This is a genomic window from Parabacteroides sp. (genome assembly GCF_977054455.1).
Map to the genome: position 1 here is coordinate 83,064 of NZ_CDRTCT010000022.1, position 16,253 is coordinate 99,316.

14 protein-coding genes are annotated in these 16,253 nt (G+C 47.3%); 6 read left to right on the forward strand and 8 right to left on the reverse strand.

Annotated elements, in window-relative coordinates; translation table 11 throughout:
- Positions 1-72 precede the first annotated feature (72 nt).
- The 5 genes from ACW6QF_RS12400 (at position 73) to rnr (ending at position 5,213) form a co-directional block, all read left to right on the forward strand.
- Positions 73-1,056, forward strand: coding sequence for a M23 family metallopeptidase (locus tag ACW6QF_RS12400; RefSeq protein WP_298553008.1), 984 nt, complete (start codon positions 73-75; stop codon positions 1,054-1,056).
- A gap of 15 nt (positions 1,057-1,071) precedes the next feature.
- The gene (locus ACW6QF_RS12405) at positions 1,072-1,428 is read left to right on the forward strand and encodes a MerR family transcriptional regulator (protein WP_298553006.1); all 357 of its coding nucleotides are present in this window, start codon (positions 1,072-1,074) and stop codon (positions 1,426-1,428) included.
- Positions 1,429-1,515: 87 nt separating this feature from the next.
- A complete protein-coding gene (locus tag ACW6QF_RS12410) occupies positions 1,516-1,911 on the forward strand; it encodes a DUF3127 domain-containing protein (RefSeq protein ID WP_298553005.1) in 396 nt (131 codons plus the stop codon).
- Entirely contained in the window at positions 1,911-2,864 is a 954-nt protein-coding gene (locus tag ACW6QF_RS12415) for a calcium/sodium antiporter (protein ID WP_456088062.1), read from the forward strand. The genes ACW6QF_RS12410 and ACW6QF_RS12415 overlap by 1 nt, the downstream gene beginning before the upstream one ends.
- A gap of 225 nt (positions 2,865-3,089) precedes the next feature.
- Positions 3,090-5,213, forward strand: coding sequence for a ribonuclease R (rnr, locus tag ACW6QF_RS12420; protein WP_456088063.1), 2,124 nt, complete (start codon positions 3,090-3,092; stop codon positions 5,211-5,213).
- A gap of 6 nt (positions 5,214-5,219) precedes the next feature.
- Here the strand turns inward: rnr and ACW6QF_RS12425 are convergent, their stop codons facing one another.
- The 7 genes from ACW6QF_RS12425 to ACW6QF_RS12455 all read right to left on the reverse strand — a co-directional run bounded on the left by ACW6QF_RS12425 (position 5,220) and on the right by ACW6QF_RS12455 (position 12,392).
- A complete protein-coding gene (locus ACW6QF_RS12425) occupies positions 5,220-7,514 on the reverse strand; it encodes a RelA/SpoT family protein (RefSeq protein WP_298553002.1) in 2,295 nt (764 codons plus the stop codon).
- Between the two features lie 87 nt (positions 7,515-7,601).
- On the reverse strand, positions 7,602-9,152 hold the full coding sequence (locus ACW6QF_RS12430) for a LysM peptidoglycan-binding domain-containing protein (protein WP_456088064.1): 1,551 nt from the start codon (positions 9,150-9,152) through the stop codon (positions 7,602-7,604).
- 4 nt (positions 9,153-9,156) lie between these two features.
- The gene (locus ACW6QF_RS12435; RefSeq protein ID WP_456088065.1) at positions 9,157-9,873 is read right to left on the reverse strand and encodes a DUF5683 domain-containing protein; all 717 of its coding nucleotides are present in this window, start codon (positions 9,871-9,873) and stop codon (positions 9,157-9,159) included.
- Entirely contained in the window at positions 9,870-10,757 is an 888-nt protein-coding gene (locus ACW6QF_RS12440) for a ParB/RepB/Spo0J family partition protein (RefSeq protein WP_298552998.1), read from the reverse strand. The genes ACW6QF_RS12435 and ACW6QF_RS12440 overlap by 4 nt, the downstream gene beginning before the upstream one ends.
- Positions 10,758-10,836: 79 nt before the next feature.
- On the reverse strand, positions 10,837-11,601 hold the full coding sequence (locus ACW6QF_RS12445) for a ParA family protein (protein WP_298552997.1): 765 nt from the start codon (positions 11,599-11,601) through the stop codon (positions 10,837-10,839).
- Between the two features lie 189 nt (positions 11,602-11,790).
- Positions 11,791-12,192, reverse strand: a complete 402-nt coding sequence (locus tag ACW6QF_RS12450; RefSeq protein WP_298552996.1) for a putative toxin-antitoxin system toxin component, PIN family — start codon at positions 12,190-12,192, stop codon at positions 11,791-11,793.
- A complete protein-coding gene (locus tag ACW6QF_RS12455) occupies positions 12,189-12,392 on the reverse strand; it encodes a hypothetical protein (RefSeq protein ID WP_298552995.1) in 204 nt (67 codons plus the stop codon). The genes ACW6QF_RS12450 and ACW6QF_RS12455 overlap by 4 nt, the downstream gene beginning before the upstream one ends.
- Before the next feature lie 684 nt (positions 12,393-13,076).
- On the opposite strand from ACW6QF_RS12455, the gene ACW6QF_RS12460 reads away from it, so the two are divergent.
- Positions 13,077-15,911: a DUF6383 domain-containing protein gene (locus ACW6QF_RS12460; RefSeq protein WP_456088066.1), complete on the forward strand. Its 2,835-nt coding sequence runs from the start codon at positions 13,077-13,079 to the stop codon at positions 15,909-15,911.
- Positions 15,912-16,032: 121 nt separating this feature from the next.
- Here the strand turns inward: ACW6QF_RS12460 and ACW6QF_RS12465 are convergent.
- On the reverse strand, positions 16,033-16,253 hold a 221-nt coding region (locus ACW6QF_RS12465), incomplete at its 5' end, for a hypothetical protein (RefSeq protein WP_456088067.1).

A 16,253-nucleotide genomic window follows, 5' to 3' on the forward strand; every position in this document is an offset into this window, starting at 1 on the left:
TATTCTGAAAAACAATTTGCAAAAGTACAGCAAATTATTATTTTTGCACGTATCCAAGCAAGAAAATATTTGATGAAACTATTTAAAAGCAGAAAAACATATTACTTATATAACCCCAACACGCTCAGTTACGAGCGCGTTTACCCCTCTGCCAAAGACCGTTTTTTCGGTGTGCTCCGCCACCTGAGCATCGGTATCGTGATCGGCGTAGGCATTTTCTTTATCTTTTCCCGCACGTTCGATTCGCCGGTCGAATCGCTTCTAAAGAAGGAGAACAAGCTGTTGCAGACGCAATACGAAGTGCTTTCGTTGCGCCTGACCAATGCGCTGGAGGTCTTGGATGACATGCAGCAACGCGACGAAAACCTCTACCGGGCGATCTTCCAGGCGGAATCGATCCCCGAATCCGTCCGCAAGTCCGGCTTCGGCGGGACCAACCGGTATGAACATCTGATGAGCCTGTCCAACCCCGAACTGGTCGTCTCGACCACCCGGAAGATGGACATGCTGAGCAAACAACTCTATGTCCAGTCCAACTCGCTGGAGGAGCTGATCACATTGGGCAAGAACCAGGAAGAACGAAGCAAGTGCATTCCCGCCATACAGCCGATTGCCAATAAGGACCTGAAACGTACGGCGTCCGGTTACGGAGTGCGTATCGACCCGATCTACCGTACTCCCCGCTTCCACTCCGGCATGGACTTTTCCGCCAAAGTGGGTACGGAAATCTATGCGACCGGCGACGGAGTCGTTACCTTTGCCGCCTGGAAACAGGGATACGGAAACTGTCTGATGATCGATCACGGGCACGGGTTCCAGACGCTTTACGGCCACATGAGCAAGTTCCGGGCGCGTGTCGGGCAGAAAGTAAAGCGCGGAGAAGTGATCGGGGAAGTGGGCAATACAGGGAAATCGACCGGTCCGCACCTCCACTACGAGGTGATTGTCCGCGGCAAACACGACAACCCGTCCAAATACTACTACATGGACCTGACTCCGGAAGAATACGACCGCATGATACAGATTGCCGAAAATCACGGTCAGGTTATGGATTAAACATTGTTTAATACGATGGCATTAAATAAAGATAAAAATCTAAAGCTCTATTTCTCCATCAGCGAGGTGGCGCAGATGTTCGACGTGAACGAATCGACCCTGCGCTTCTGGGAGAAGGAGTTCGACCAGATCAACCCGCGCAAGACAGGCAAAGGGACCCGCTCTTACCGGCAGGAAGACATCGACGCGATACGCCTGGTCTACCACTTGGTGAAAGAAAGGGGCATGACGCTGGCCGGCGCCCGGCAAAAGCTGAAAGAGAACCCCGAAACGACGATCCGCCACGAAGAGATTGTAAACAGGTTGAAACAGATCAAGGAAGAACTGCTCGCCATGAAGGAGGCATTCGAAGTGTTGGAAACTCCCAAATAGTTCTCCGCCTATAAAAACAACTTTAAAGAATTAGCTTGTTACATAGGAAAATCGTACCTTCGCAGCAATTTAATAAAAACAAGAAACATGGAAATTACGGGAAGAATCATCGCCGTACTGCCGGTTCAAGGCGGTATCAGCAAAAACGGAAACGAGTGGAAAAAGCAGGAATATGTCCTGGAAACACATGACCAATACCCTAAGAAAGTATGCTTCCAGATTTTCGGTGCAGACCGCATCGACCAGGCAGCCATACAGCCCGGAGAAGAACTCACAGTATTTTTCGACATAGACAGCCGCGAATATCAGGGACGTTGGTTCACGAATATCAGCGCCTGGAAAGTGGAACGCCCGATGGCCGCCGCTCCCCAGTCGGCACCGGGAGCCATGACTCCGGAGAACGTCATACCGGCATCAGCCCCGGCCGTATCTGCCGTTCCTGACTTCGGTCCGGCCAACCCGATCGACGATCTGCCTTTCTAATGGACATCGTTCTTTTGATCGGCGGATTGCTCCTGATCCTGGCCGGTGCAAACGCACTGACCGACGGGGCCGCTTCGATAGCCAAGCGCTTCCACATCTCCAGCCTGGTGATCGGACTGACGATCGTCGCTTTCGGGACATCGGCGCCCGAACTGACCGTCAGCCTCGTCTCCGCCCTGAAAGGGAGTGCCGACCTGGCAATCGGGAATGTGGTCGGAAGCAATATCTTCAATACATTGATGATCGTAGGCTGTACGGCAGCCATCGTTCCGATCCGCGTCACGAAAGGGACGTTAAGCAAGGAAATACCACTTTGCATACTGGCCTCCATCGTCCTGTTCATCTGTGCGAACGATGTGTTGATCAACAAGGCCGCGACCAACACGATCAGCAGTAGCGACGGGATGTTGTTATTGTGCTTTTTCCTTATCTTCTTAGGCTACACGTTTGCCATTGCCCACAACGGCAGCGGCGAAGGCGAATCCGAGATAAAGGAGATGCCGGTATGGAAGTCCGTCCTGTTCATCGCAGGCGGTCTGGCGGGCTTGATCTACGGAGGACAGTTCTTCGTGAACGGCGCTTCAGGAATCGCCCGCGGCCTCGGAGTCAGCGAATCGATCATCGGCCTGACGCTGGTTGCCGGAGGGACATCGCTCCCCGAACTGGCGACATCGGTCGTGGCTGCCCTGAAGAAGAATCCCGAAATGGCGATCGGAAACGTGATCGGTTCCAACCTTTTCAACCTATTCTTCGTCTTGGGATGCAGTGCGACTATCAGTCCGCTAAACATACAGGGAATCACCAATACGGATCTCGGCATACTGATCGGCTCCTGCGTGCTGCTTTACATCTTCGGTTGGTTCTTCAAGAAACGGACTATTACACGGATAGAAGGGATCACTTTGATAGCTTGCTATATCGGCTATACGGGGTATCTGATTTCCTTGTCCTGATGTAAACCGGGGAAATTTCCCAATACATTTAATCGAAACCTATAACATTTTTGTAAAAAAGATATAGGATATCGGCAAAAAGGGTATAACCTATTCCAGAAAAGCCTATATGCTTTTTAAACGTTTGTTGGGACCTTGCCAATTGACGGATATTTTTTGAGAATTTGTTTTCCACCCTTCTTTTTGAGGGATAGAATATACTTTAGTACAATTGTGCCGAAATACATGAAAAGAAGATATATATTACAACATGTTATTATATTCATTTTTAAGTCTTCGCCCCATAAACTGTTTAGCTATAAACAGATAAGCAAGTGTATAGGTATAGTTGACCCGGTACGGAAACTACAGGTCGTAGAGATTCTTTATGATCTGGCAGACGAGAATTATATTGTAGAGGTGAACTGCGGACATTACCGTTATAATAACAAAGGTTCTACGCTGGTCGGATGTTTCGCAGGACGAAGGACTGGTAATAACTTGTTTGTTCCAGACGATGGAAGTCCCCCTATCGCAGTAAGCAGGTTGAACTCCTTGCATGCATTGGACGGGGATCGGGTACGGGTCAAACTTCTGACAAAACGGACGGGACCTGCACCGGAAGCGGAAGTAATCGCAATACTCGAAAGGAAAGAACATACGGTCACCGGCCGTTTGCAAGTCACCGACAAGCACGCTTTCTTGATTACCGAAAGCAAAAACAGCTATATCAATGTCTTTATCGGCAATCACCTGTTGAAAGGAGGAAAGAAGGGAGATAAAGCACTTGTGCGCATCCTCTCCTGGGCGGAGAGTGAAAAATGTCCTTCGGGCGAAGTCATTGAGATTTTAGGAAAAGCAGGAGATCATGTGGCAGAGATGCGTGCCTTGCTGATCGAGCATGGCTTACCTTACAAGTATCCGGACCATCTGGAGAAGGCCGTCCAAAGAATCGCCACAGCCATACCGGAAAAAGAAATCGCAAGGCGAAAAGACTTCAGGCATATCAGAACATTTACCGTCGATCCGGCAGATGCCAAAGATTTTGATGATGCCCTCTCTGCACGCCGGCTGGACAATGGGAATTGGGAAGTCGGGGTGCATATCGCCGATGTGGGATATTATGTAAAACCGAATACAGGGATAGACAAGGAGGCCGAGCGGCGGGCCATGTCGGTCTATCTGGTAGGTCATACGGTTCCTATGTTGCCGGAGCGTTTGTGCAATCGGTTATGCTCGCTGTGTCCCGGAGAAGACCGGTTGTGTTTTTCCGTCATTTTTGAGTTGGATGCAGACGGTCATGTCAGGAACTTTGACATTTGCCGGACCGTCATAAAAAGTAATTATCGTTTTACTTATCAAGAAGTGCAACAGATACTGGAAACAGGTAAGGGAAAATACAAGGAAGAAATCCGGATACTGGACCGATTGGCGAAAAAGCTGCGTGAAAAAAGATTCAAGAACGGAGCTATCGCTTTTAACCGCGGATCGGTCAAGTTTTGTATGGATCCTGAATACAAACCTTTGCAAGTTTATGTGGAAGAATTGAATGATGCGAATAAACTCATTGAAGAATTTATGTTGCTGACAAACCGGACAGTCGCCCAGGCTGTCAGCAACATGCAGGCTCCAGGAAAGGGGAAAACGTTTATTTATCGTATTCATGCGGCTCCGGTGATCGACCGGCAGGAGAAACTGGTTGCATTAGCCCGCCGCTTCGGGTACAAACTGGATACAGGCAATGGGCGAAACGGCTTTTCACGGAGCCTTAACCTGTTTTTGGGAAGCATAACGGATAAAGCACAGAAGAGTCAAATCGATTTATTGGTGATCCGCTTGATGAGCAAAGCAAAATATACGACAGACAATAGTGGCCATTTTGGTTTAGCGTTTCATGATTATACACATTTCACCTCACCTATCCGGCGTTATCCGGATCTGCTTGTCCATCGTTTATTGGCCCTTTATTTGGACAGGGATACGAACACACAGCGCAGTAAATATGAGAAACTATGCCAGCATTGTTCGGCTATGGAGTTGTCCGTGAAAGCCGCCGAACGTGATTCCGTGCGGTATAAACAAGCCGAGTTTATGCAAGGTAAAGAAGGAAGGGTATTTACCGGAATCATCTCCGATGTGTCTTCCTGGGGATTGCTTGTCGAATTAGACAAAATCCGATGTGAAGGGCAGATCCCCGTTCATAGACTGGGGAATGAATATTTTGACTGGAATGAAAAGAACTTTACGTTGACCGGACGCAGGACGAAACAGCGCTTTCGTTTAGGCGATCCGGTCAACGTAAAGTTAGTCCATGTCTGTCCGGTTCAAAAAGAGATCGAGTTTTCACTTGTAGAGTCATGTCAAGCCTAATTCTATTCAGTCCGCCACACGGGCTACAGACTGTATGTTCTTTATCTTGGAAAGGACTACGCACATCCGCTGGATATCCTCCACATCGTGTACTTTCATCTTTACCCTTCCTTCGAACACGCCGTCCTTCGCCTCGATCAGCAGGCGGATGATATTGACATTGAAGTCATCGGAAATCGTGCGGGTGATCGTGTTCAACACGCCAATCGAGTCGATCCCCTTAATCTCAAGCGTCGCCTCGAATGAAGAGTGATGGCTGCTCCATTCCGTGTTCAGGATGCGTTCGCCAAAGCTGCTTTTCAGGCGCATGGCGATCGGACAGGAACGTTTGTGGACTACCACGTTGCCATCGTCATTGATAAAGCCCAACGACTCGTCGCCCGGAATCGGTTTACAGCAATCGGCAATGACGTAATTGCGTTCGAAAGCCTCCTCCTTCAGGATATAAGGCTTCTTCTTGTCATATTTCGGCTTTTCTTTCGGTTGTTCCTCCTCCTCTTTCTTCCCGGTAGTCGCTTTCGTTGCTACCCGGAGCGCCTGCTTGACGTATTTGAACAGGACATTGTCCGTTTTCTCCTTCAACAGCTTGTGGATGTTTTCAGGCAGGATCACGTCTCCTTTCTCTACCGCATAGAAGAACTCTTCACGCTTGGAGAAGCCGTAATACATACACAGTTTGTCGATATTGGACGTGTTTACCTCCAAATTGTTGCGTTTGAACGCGTCTATCACCTTGCTCTCGCCTTCTTTGGCAGCCTCCTTGCGGGCCTTTTTCAGGTAAGCGTCGATTCTAGCACGCGCCCTTGCAGTCGTGACGAAGTTCAGCCACTCGGGTTGCGGGTTCTGCGAACGGGAGGTCAGGATCTCCACCTGGTCGCCACTTGCCAGCTGATGGCTGAGCGGAACCAGACGATGGTTGACTTTGGCGCCGATACATTTGTTTCCGATATCCGAGTGAAGGGCATATCCGAAGTCCAGAGCCGTAGCTCCCTGGGGCAACGTCTTGATGTCGCCTTTCGGGGTAAAGACGAATATCTCGGAGGTAAAGAGGTTCAGCTTGATCGTATCGAGGAAGTCCAAAGCGTTCGGGTCCGGGCTTTCCAGTATCTCGGTAATGGTCTGCAACCATTTGTCGAGCTCCGTATCTTCTTCGATGTTATGCTCCTTATACTTCCAATGGGCGGCAAAGCCTTTCTCGGCAATCTCGTCCATACGGCGGCTGCGGATCTGTATCTCCACCCATTGTCCGTCAGGCCCCATCACGGTCAGGTGCAACGCCTGATAACCGTTGGCTTTCGGACGGCTCACCCAGTCGCGGATACGGTCCGGACGAATACGGTAGATATCCGTGATGGCGGAATAGATATCCCAGCACTGGTTCTTCTCATCCACACCCGGCAGCGGGTCGAAGATGATACGGACGGCATATATATCGTAGATGTCTTCAAAGCTGACGCCTTTGTTCTCCATCTTGTTCCAGATGGAATAGGCGGATTTCACACGGGCACGCATCTCGTAGTTGAGCCCCATCTCCTTCAACTTCTTGTCCACCGGCACGGCAAAGTGCTCGAACAAAGTGTTGCGGGCGGCTTCCGTAGACTTCAGTTTCAGATTGATAAAGGCATATTCCTGCGGATGCTCATACTTGAAGCTCAGGTCTTCCAGTTCCGTCTTGATGGAGAAAAGCCCCAGACGGTGTGCCAAAGGGGCATAGAGGTAAAGCGTCTCACCGGCTATCTTGAACTGCTTGGCAGGCAACATGGAGCCCAGCGTACGCATGTTATGGAGACGGTCGGCAATCTTGATCAGGATCACCCGGATATCGTCGCTCATCGTCAGCAACAACTTACGGAAATTCTCCGCCTGCGCCGACGCCTGCTCGCCGAAGATTCCTCCGGAGATCTTTGTCAGGCCGTCCACGATCTGGGCGATCTTCTCTCCGAACATATCCTTAATATCCTCGACCGTGTACTCGGTATCTTCCACCACATCGTGCAACAAGGCCGAACAGATGGAAGTGGAACCCAGTCCCATCTCACGGCAGACAATACGCGCCACGGCTATCGGGTGCATGATGTAAGGTTCTCCCGAACGACGCTTTACGCCGGCATGCGCCTGATTGGCAAAGTTGAACGCCTTGGTTATACGTTCCACCTTGCGGCGATGGTTGGACTTGAGGTAATCCTGTAACAGCGCATCAAAGCCGTCCTGAATCATCTGCTCGTCAGCCGAGAGGACAGGTTTCGCCACCTGGTCAGGCTGCATGTCTGTTGTGTCTTTTGTATCATTTATGTCGCTCATATCGAATGCCCTTCCGTATTTTTTAATATGTCGGTAGGCAAATATATATAAATATTTGCGATATATTCCCGAAAGCGACAGAAAAAGTTAAACGACCGGAATTTTCAAGACTTGCCCCGGCCGGATATCGGCACTTGTCAGCCCGTTGGCTCTCTGCAAGTCGTCTGTGGAAACTCCCGGATACTTCTTCGCAATGGAGTAAAGAGAATCGCCGGACTGCACTTTATATGTCAAACTTTTGCCTGATACGCGGGCCGTCTGATGGCTCTTGGCAACGACAGGAGTCGCCTTCTGTTCCGCTTTTGCGGCTCCGGCCTTTTCGGTCTTCTTTGTCTTGGCGGAAGCAAATGCGACCCCTCCGTTATCGACATGCAGACGCAGGCGGCGGCCTTTGGCAACACGGTTGGAACCGAGCCCGTTCCATTTGCGGATATCCTTCGGAGTAACGCCGTAGCGGTTCGCGATGGTATAGATGTTCTCGCCCGAAGCCACCACATGGGTTATTTTCTCAAGCGTGAGATTCTTCGATCCGTCGGCGGCATGGACCGGTACGCAGTTGGCCAGCAGCTCCTCTATACGATGCGTATAGACCGAATCCTCCTTGTCGACAAACGCATAGGTCTGCGATGCCGGAAGTTTCAATACGGAAGGTTCCGTATTTCCCGGAATGATATCCCGTTTATATTGCGGGTTGAGCGCACGAAGCTGTTCGATGTCGATCCCCAGCACATCGGAAACCTGTTGCAGGTGAAGCATGCTGCTCACCATAACCGTATCGGTCGCCAACGGCAGGCTGGTCTGCATCGGGCAAATATTATGATCGCAATAGTAATTCATGATATAATTGGCAGCGATAAACAACGGCACATACGAACGGGTTTCACGGGGCAGGAAGCGGAAGATCTCCCAGAAATCGGTCTTGCCTCCGGAACGGCGGATCGCCTTGTTCACATTGCCCGGACCGCAGTTATAGGAAGCCAGCACCAGGTTCCAGTCGCCATAGATGGCATACATGTCTTTGAAATACTTGCAGGCCGCCTCAGTCGCCTTTTCCGGATCCCGCCGTTCGTCCAACAGGCTGTTGATCTCCAAACCATATATCTTGCCGGTCGGAAGCATGAACTGCCATAACCCGCAAGCCCCCACACGGGAAAGGGCAACCGGATTCAAGGCGCTTTCGACGACAGCCAGATACTTCAGTTCCAAAGGCAGGTTATGCTTGTCGAGCACCTGTTCGATAATGGGGAAATAGAAATCCGCCATGCCCAACATATAGCGTACCAGATCACGCTTGCGTCCTGCATACAGGTCGATGCAATCCCTCACCACCTCGTTATAAGGCAGACGGATCACACTCGGCAGACGTTCCAGCCGCTCTTCATAAACAGAATCGGGGAAATAGACATTCTCCGCATCATCGTGACAATACTCGTCTACCTTCGAAAAGTATTGCACGTGCCAGGAATGGAGCAAACTATCCACGTTTGCATCGAGGCTTTCAGGTATCAGGCCCACTACGTCAGACAGCGAGTCTGCCGATAATGTCGAATGCTGCGGTTCGCCGAATATAGGGTCCTGTGCACGGGAGACCTGCATCAGGCAGAACAGGCAGAATAGGATAAGTAGGTTTTTATTCATGATGTTAGAACTTAAAACTGCAATTCAATCCATACGAACCCGGCGTATAGCGGGTCTTCGGGGTTACCTCCGGCGACCAGTGCAAACTCAGGTCCGGAGAGATGTCAAAGTCGAACAGCTGGGCATCCACATACGCGTCGATAATAGTGATCGCATATACCCCCACGGTAATGATAATACTCAAATCCCTGTAACGGCGGAAGTAATCTTTCCGTCGCTTCAGGTTTTCCTGGAACTGGGCATTCGAGACATAGGAACTCTCCTGCCCGCTCGGCACAAAGATCGTCCAGCTCTCGCTCCACGGCCCGGTGTACGGTGTATGCCCTTCCTGTTGCCCTTCCAACACCTTCTGATAATCCTCCATGATATTGAAATAGGCATTCGAATAATCACTATAATTCTTATTGTTCCAGGTGATGGCATACATACAGCCCATGAAGGCCCCGTAAACCAACGGGAGCTTCCAGTACTTCCTGTTATAGATCTGTCCCAAGCCCGGCACCAATGCATAAAGCAGCGCTTTGTTCGGATCAGGTTTGAATTCCTTCAGCTTCACCTTCGGCTGGGGAAGCGAGTCGGCAGCCGAAAGGACAGCCCTGACGGTCGAATCGGAAGATATCACCGTATCCTGCTTTGCCGTTATCGCCTTCTGCGCATAGCAGGACCATATCGAACCGCATAGCAGGACTATTATCCATAAAATCGCTTTCCCGTTTCTCATTTCAACTTATCCAACAAGCCGATCAGTTTTTCCAATTCATCTTCAGATGCAAAGGGGATCGTTATTTTACCTTTTCCTTTTTCGTTGCATACCAACTGTACTTTCGTATTGAAGAAGCTGGACAGATGATCCTTCAGCAAGTTGAACTCCTCGGGAAGTTTCGGTTTCCGCGGGGCGGGCTTTTCCTTCTTCGCCTGTTCGAGCGCCGCCGCATCCACTCCGCCGCGTACTATCTCTTCGACGTTGCGTACGGACAAGCCTTCCGCCAGGATCTGTTCGTAAAGCGCCAACTGCACCTCCGGATCCTCGACCGGAAGCAACGCACGCGCATGCCCCATGTCGATCTTCTTATCCTTCAGCCCCACCTGTATCTCGGCCGGCAGCTTCAAGAGGCGGAGGTAATTGGCAATCGTCGCCCGCTTCTTGCCGACACGTTCGCTCAGCTTTTCCTGCGTCAGCCCGTAGCTGTCGATCAGCTTCTGGTAAGCCAAGGCTATTTCTATCGAGTTCAGGTCTTCACGCTGGATATTCTCGATCAGAGCCATTTCGACCACATTCTCGTCAGCTGCGGTTTTGATATAGGCAGGGATGCGTTCCAGTCCCGCCATCAGGGAGGCCCGATACCGGCGTTCGCCGGAGATAATCATATATTTGTCCGTCCCGGCCTCTTTCAGCGTGATCGGCTGGATGACGCCTAATGAACGGATGGAAGTCGCCAGCTCCTCAAGCGTCTCTTCCTCAAAAACAGAACGGGGTTGATCCGGATTGGGCTGGATTTTACTCAGCTCTATTTCACTAATAGACGATGAACCGCCCGTTTTGAGGTCGTCCATCGTTATCAAAGCATCCAATCCGCGGCCAAGAGCCGATCTTTTCATTACCATAAACTTTCGAATTTATGATTTATGATTTATGATTTATGATTTGTTTGTCTTTTCAAATCATAAATCATAAATCATAAATCTATTTGTTTTTATCTATCAGCTCCTGTGCAAGCTGCATGTGATTAAGAGCCCCCTTCGACTCGGCATCGTAAAGCAACACGGGCTTGCCGTAGCTGGAAGCTTCGCTCAATTTGACATTACGCTGAATAACGGTCGTGAAAACCAGGTCCCGGAACGGACGCTTCACTTCTTCGTATATCTGGTTGGCCAGGCGAAGACGCGAGTCGTACATTGTCAACAGGAAACCTTCGATTTCCAAAGCGGGATTCAGCTTCGATTTGATGATCTTTATCGTGTTCAACAGTTTGCTGATGCCTTCCAGCGCGAAGTACTCGCATTGCACGGGTATCATCACCGAGTCGGCCGCCGTCAAGGCATTCACCGTGATCAGTCCCAAAGAGGGAGAACAGTCGATCAGGATAAAATCGTACTGATCCTTCAACGGGACCAGTATATGTTTCAATATCAGTTCCCGGTTCTCCATGTTCAGCATTTCAATCTCCGCACCTACTAGGTCGATATGTGAAGGGATAATATCCAGCCCCTCCACTTCCGTATTGGCAATGGCGCCTTTCGGTTCGTCGCCATTCACCAGGCATTCGTAGATGGACAATTCCACATTCCGGATATCCACGCCCAATCCCGACGAAGCGTTAGCCTGCGGATCCGCATCGACCACCAGCACCTTTTTCTCAAGCGCCGCCAGCGATGCAGCCAGATTAATCGTAGTGGTAGTCTTACCTACCCCACCTTTCTGATTTGCTAAAGCGATAATCTTTCCCATACTTTGTCTATTTATTCGGGGGCAAAACTAAACATTAAAAACCTAACACAAATCAGTTCAAGCAAAACAATGCCTGTTTTGTTGAAAAGTCACCTTATCTGTTGATAACTTGCAAATATAAACAAAATATTTAATAACTTGTTTCAAATGAGCGAGATGGAGGGTATTTTTTAGGAATGATAACGAATCCTATAATAAAGAAAGGAAAGAGTTATAATCCAAGATGCGTGTTTCATTATGCTTACCTAATACAAGCAAATCCTTATCGCCCGATACGATATAGTCGGCTGGAATCGTATCGGCTAATGACAATAAATATAAATCTTTTATATCTCTGATAGGAGATTCCGCCTGCTTTTCTATATCAACACAAAAACAATACAAGCTCATCAATTCTAACGTGTCGAGGATATCTTTCTCTCCAATATACTTCCTCAGCTTCGGTCTTTGAACCACGGCTTTATATTCCCCTATCAATTCTTCGCACACATAAATCTCTACTTGTTTACTGTTTAGCAGAGTTTTTAAAGTAGACAGTTTCTTTCCAATAGTAAACGATATCCAAATATTCGTGTCTACAATTATTTTCATTTGCTATATCTTACGGCATTCAACTCCGATAAAATATCATCGTCAGACAGTTCGACATCTTTAGGACGAGACTTGACATACCGGTCCAACATACTTTCTTTAGTAGACACAGACCATCCCATTTTTTTTACTAATTGCTGAAAAAACTTAACATCAGCTTTAGGAATGTTCAAATAAAAGCCTTGTATTGTTGTATCCATAATAAAATTCCATTTCCACAAAGATAAATACTTTCAAACAGATAACCAATAGTTTAAAGTTAAAAATACAAACGTATCAAATTGGGCGCGGTTGCCCTGAGCGGTTTTCACCCACTTATGCTTAAGCTTTGTTAACAACAAGGAAGCAATACAAAGTGAAGTATTCCTGAAAATGGCCGACTTTGGCTATTCTGGAAGTGGGGACGGGTTGTTCGCGGATATTATGTATATCGCTGATAGACTTTGATTTATATGCAAATATAGGTACATATGTACATTATATAAAAAAGCCGGATTTCAGGCCTGTTTTAGGTTGTTTTTATAGTTGTAAGTGATTGAATATAAAAAAGATAGAGGTGATTTTCAAAATGACTAATGAAAACGTACGTTTAAATTCGTCATTTTTCAGCTACAAAAATACAACTACTTTTTAAACCTGCAATCCTTTCTCCCTATAAATTTTCCTTTTCTATATTCTTTCTTATCAATTAGATAGCCTTACCTGTACGAAAAACCTTCTTTCCGATACGAACTCCCTTCATACCCCCGAAAAAATGACTAAAAAAAACGTACGTTTTCATTAGTCATTATACAGGATTTTAGTTAACGCTTGTAAAACAAGGGTTATCGAAAGAGACGATATACATATAGATATACTATTTATTAATTAAACATTTTAGAATTATGAACAAAAAGATTTCTACTCTTTTGGCCGGCGTTGTACTAATGGGTACTTCATTCGGTGCATCTGCACAAGCTACTGCACCGACCGGTACAACTGGCCAGTACACGTACGACCAGATTATTAACGATGGGACTTATTATGTCATTACTAATGGTACTACTCCTACTAATTCTTTTGCTTGGACTCGTAACAATGCATCAGGAAAAGACTCATTAGACGTTAATAAAACGATCGATTTCTCTACAGCCTCTTTTGCAGAAATGGACTCTGCATTATGGAAGTTAGTTAGAAAACCGGGGGCAGGCGAAGTTTACGAAATTGTAAATAAGGCTACACAGCAGAAGTTGGCTTTCAGTTCTGATTGGAAAAAAAGAACATCTGCTATTGTAAGTGCATCTTCTACAGGTGCAATCAGCCAGTTCTCGGTTGGTGGAACTAATAAGAACATCCCGTATGCAACATTCGGTGCTAACGGCGACTCTGTAATCTTTTTATCAACAACAGCTGGCGAATTGAAAGTTGAAGAAGCTAATGCTGCAAGTCAGTCTTTCTCAGGAGCTTTGAATTTAAATTACTTCAGAAAACCTGCTGCCAGAACTCTTACCAAAGAAGATCTGAACAAAAAGTTAGCTACAGGCGGTTTCCAATTGTTCTTCTCTTACAAAGACCAATTGACAACTGCTAACAATGCTTTGGCAGGTGTTATTTTTGAAGCAGATGCTACTAATGCCACAGATACTTTGGTTAAGTTGAAGGCAAAGCTGTTAGCACCGAAGTTTAGCGCATCAGCTCCTACTACAAAAATGTATCAGTATGCTTATATCGATACAATCAGTTACGATCCGAATAATGCATCAGCTGACGGTGATAAACTTACTTTCAAGGTGGACACGTTACCGACAAATGGCACTGCAACCCAACTTACAGCAAACGCTTACACTTTCCGTTTCCGTATCGACCCGTCTTCAGCTAAAGATTCTGTCGCTGTATTTGTAACAGCTTCTTATGATGTTACATCTGGTACGGCTCCGAAAACATGGACAGACAAAGCATCTGCTCTTACCCCTACAGGTCTTGGCGGTTTCCCATTGCAGATCGCTCCTCTTGCCGGAACATCAACTGACAAGTTAGTATTGACTACTGGTAAAGATCACAATGTCACAACAGCTCTTCCTGCAGAAACCCGTATCTCCTTCACAGGTGGTGCAACTCCTGCTCCTCTGTTCGATGCTACAAAGGTTTATTCTGTTAAAGTTGTAAACGATGCTACTACTTATGATGCTGCTAAGAAAGGCAAATACATGGTTGTCGCTCCGACTTCTGCAACAGCTTACGGTGCAGCTTATTCAAACAGCGTATTCGATCACCTGCCTTCAACTCAGTTCGTATTTGACGGAGCCCAGATGATCAACCGTGAATTGGCTTCTGTCGACACAGATCCTCTTTACACAGTAGAAGGCAAGACTGACGTTTATACCAACCTGACAGATACATTCGAAATCAAAGCGATGGCAAATGTAAACCTGCAGGATTCAACAATGGGTTGGTCTTACATCAGTGCAGATTCTCTGACTAACTATGCATTCTCTTTGGATTATATCTCCGGTATCCTGGAAGGCCGTAGCATCAACGTGAAGACTGACTCTTCTGTAGTTGCTACAACTGAAGAAGGCAAGCTGTTCAAGCTCGAAGCTGTAAACTTTGGCAAGGTTGCAAATGCTGCCGATATTGACGAAGTGAAGACTCTTTACAACCAGGCTTACAAGATCTTCTCTAAAGACAAGAAGTTTGTTGTCGTTAAGAATGGTACTACAGGCAAGTTGGCTTTGACTTCTATAACAAGCGCAGCAGGTGCTACTCCTACTTCTTTCTATCTGAAAGAAACGGAAAACAAGGGTGAATATATCTTGGTAGAAGGTACTTCTAAATACAACGTAAACTCAACTAACGAAGCTCTGGAAGCAGTTGGTTTGAACTTGAACAACAACGCATTTGCCGTACAGGTAGAAAAAGCTCCTGAATATGTACTGGACGCTAAGGGCCACTACAACATCGAAAACCTGCGTGGCGACATGCTGGCTGCTGATGCTAATGGCTTCGGTATGTTCCGCAAAGAAGGTGAACTGAAAGCTGCTTACGGAAAAGAAGACTTCGCTTTGTATATCGACACTGCAAAGATCCACGCTACACAGCCTTCTTACTTCATCCTCTCTGGTGCTAAGACTGGCGAAGGTTCTGAATTGGAAGGTAACTTCTTGCGTGTAATGTCTGACTCTACAAGTGTAAACGAAGATTACAAGGCTGGTAACGGTTGGGCTCGTCTGGCATTCGTTCCTGCAAAACGTGAAGCTACAAGCGACTCACTGTTGGTTAACTATCAGAATGAAGAATTAACTAAGGCAGATAGCGTTGACTACAAGGGCAAGAATACCGGTAAGATCGGCCAGTTCCAGTTCAAGATCCAGTACACTGACAATGAAGGCGAATATATCGTGGAAAATGCAGCCGGTTATCTGGCTACTTACAATGATGTATTGTGCTTGCTGACTACAGCTAACGCTGCATTAAACGATCCTCAGTTGGTTAAACTGACTCAGGTTTCTGCTCCTACAGCCAACGAAGGCGTTGCAGTATCCGAAGTAACCGTTATCGCTGGCGAAGGCCAGGTAACGATCGCTGGTGCTCAGGGTAAGAAAGTTGTTGTAACCAATGTTTTAGGTCAAGTTATCACCAACACGGTCATCACTTCCGACAATGCTCCGATCGCTGCACCTCAGGGCGTAGTCGTTGTAGCTGTCGAAGGCGAAGAGGCTGTCAAGGCTATCGTAAAATAAGATTGAAATTATAATCAAATAATTCGATCGCGCGGGAAGGATATTCCCAAGTACCCTGCGAAAGGCGAACAAGCGGTCAGATTTAATATTAATAATACTAAAGTATATTGAATTTAAAAGTTCAAGTAGCCTTTCCCCTGCGAAGGACGAAGGCATACACAAAACAAGAGGCTGTGTCGTAATTAAGTTTTACGGCGCAGCCTCTGTTTTTAGTGGTTCCGAGAGTCGGATTATTTTCAGGCGACCGATTTTTGCGGAATTTTCCAAAATATTCGATTCTCGGACGATATAATCCGAGATACACGTATAAACAGGTCAGGATGGGGCGTATTCCCCCCATTT

What these genes read in the sequence shown, in the direction of transcription:
- ACW6QF_RS12400 (WP_298553008.1), top strand. Translation starts at nt 73, where the DNA reads ATGAAACTATTTAAAAGCAGAAAAACATATTACTTATATAACCCCAAC.
- ACW6QF_RS12405 (WP_298553006.1), top strand. Translation starts at nt 1,072, where the DNA reads ATGGCATTAAATAAAGATAAAAATCTAAAGCTCTATTTCTCCATCAGC.
- ACW6QF_RS12410 (WP_298553005.1), top strand. Translation starts at nt 1,516, where the DNA reads ATGGAAATTACGGGAAGAATCATCGCCGTACTGCCGGTTCAAGGCGGT.
- ACW6QF_RS12415 (WP_456088062.1), top strand. Translation starts at nt 1,911, where the DNA reads ATGGACATCGTTCTTTTGATCGGCGGATTGCTCCTGATCCTGGCCGGT.
- rnr (WP_456088063.1), top strand. Translation starts at nt 3,090, where the DNA reads ATGAAAAGAAGATATATATTACAACATGTTATTATATTCATTTTTAAG.
- ACW6QF_RS12425 (WP_298553002.1), bottom strand. Translation starts at nt 7,514, where the DNA reads ATGAGCGACATAAATGATACAAAAGACACAACAGACATGCAGCCTGAC.
- ACW6QF_RS12430 (WP_456088064.1), bottom strand. Translation starts at nt 9,152, where the DNA reads ATGAATAAAAACCTACTTATCCTATTCTGCCTGTTCTGCCTGATGCAG.
- ACW6QF_RS12435 (WP_456088065.1), bottom strand. Translation starts at nt 9,873, where the DNA reads ATGAGAAACGGGAAAGCGATTTTATGGATAATAGTCCTGCTATGCGGT.
- ACW6QF_RS12440 (WP_298552998.1), bottom strand. Translation starts at nt 10,757, where the DNA reads ATGGTAATGAAAAGATCGGCTCTTGGCCGCGGATTGGATGCTTTGATA.
- ACW6QF_RS12445 (WP_298552997.1), bottom strand. Translation starts at nt 11,601, where the DNA reads ATGGGAAAGATTATCGCTTTAGCAAATCAGAAAGGTGGGGTAGGTAAG.
- ACW6QF_RS12450 (WP_298552996.1), bottom strand. Translation starts at nt 12,192, where the DNA reads ATGAAAATAATTGTAGACACGAATATTTGGATATCGTTTACTATTGGA.
- ACW6QF_RS12455 (WP_298552995.1), bottom strand. Translation starts at nt 12,392, where the DNA reads ATGGATACAACAATACAAGGCTTTTATTTGAACATTCCTAAAGCTGAT.
- ACW6QF_RS12460 (WP_456088066.1), top strand. Translation starts at nt 13,077, where the DNA reads ATGAACAAAAAGATTTCTACTCTTTTGGCCGGCGTTGTACTAATGGGT.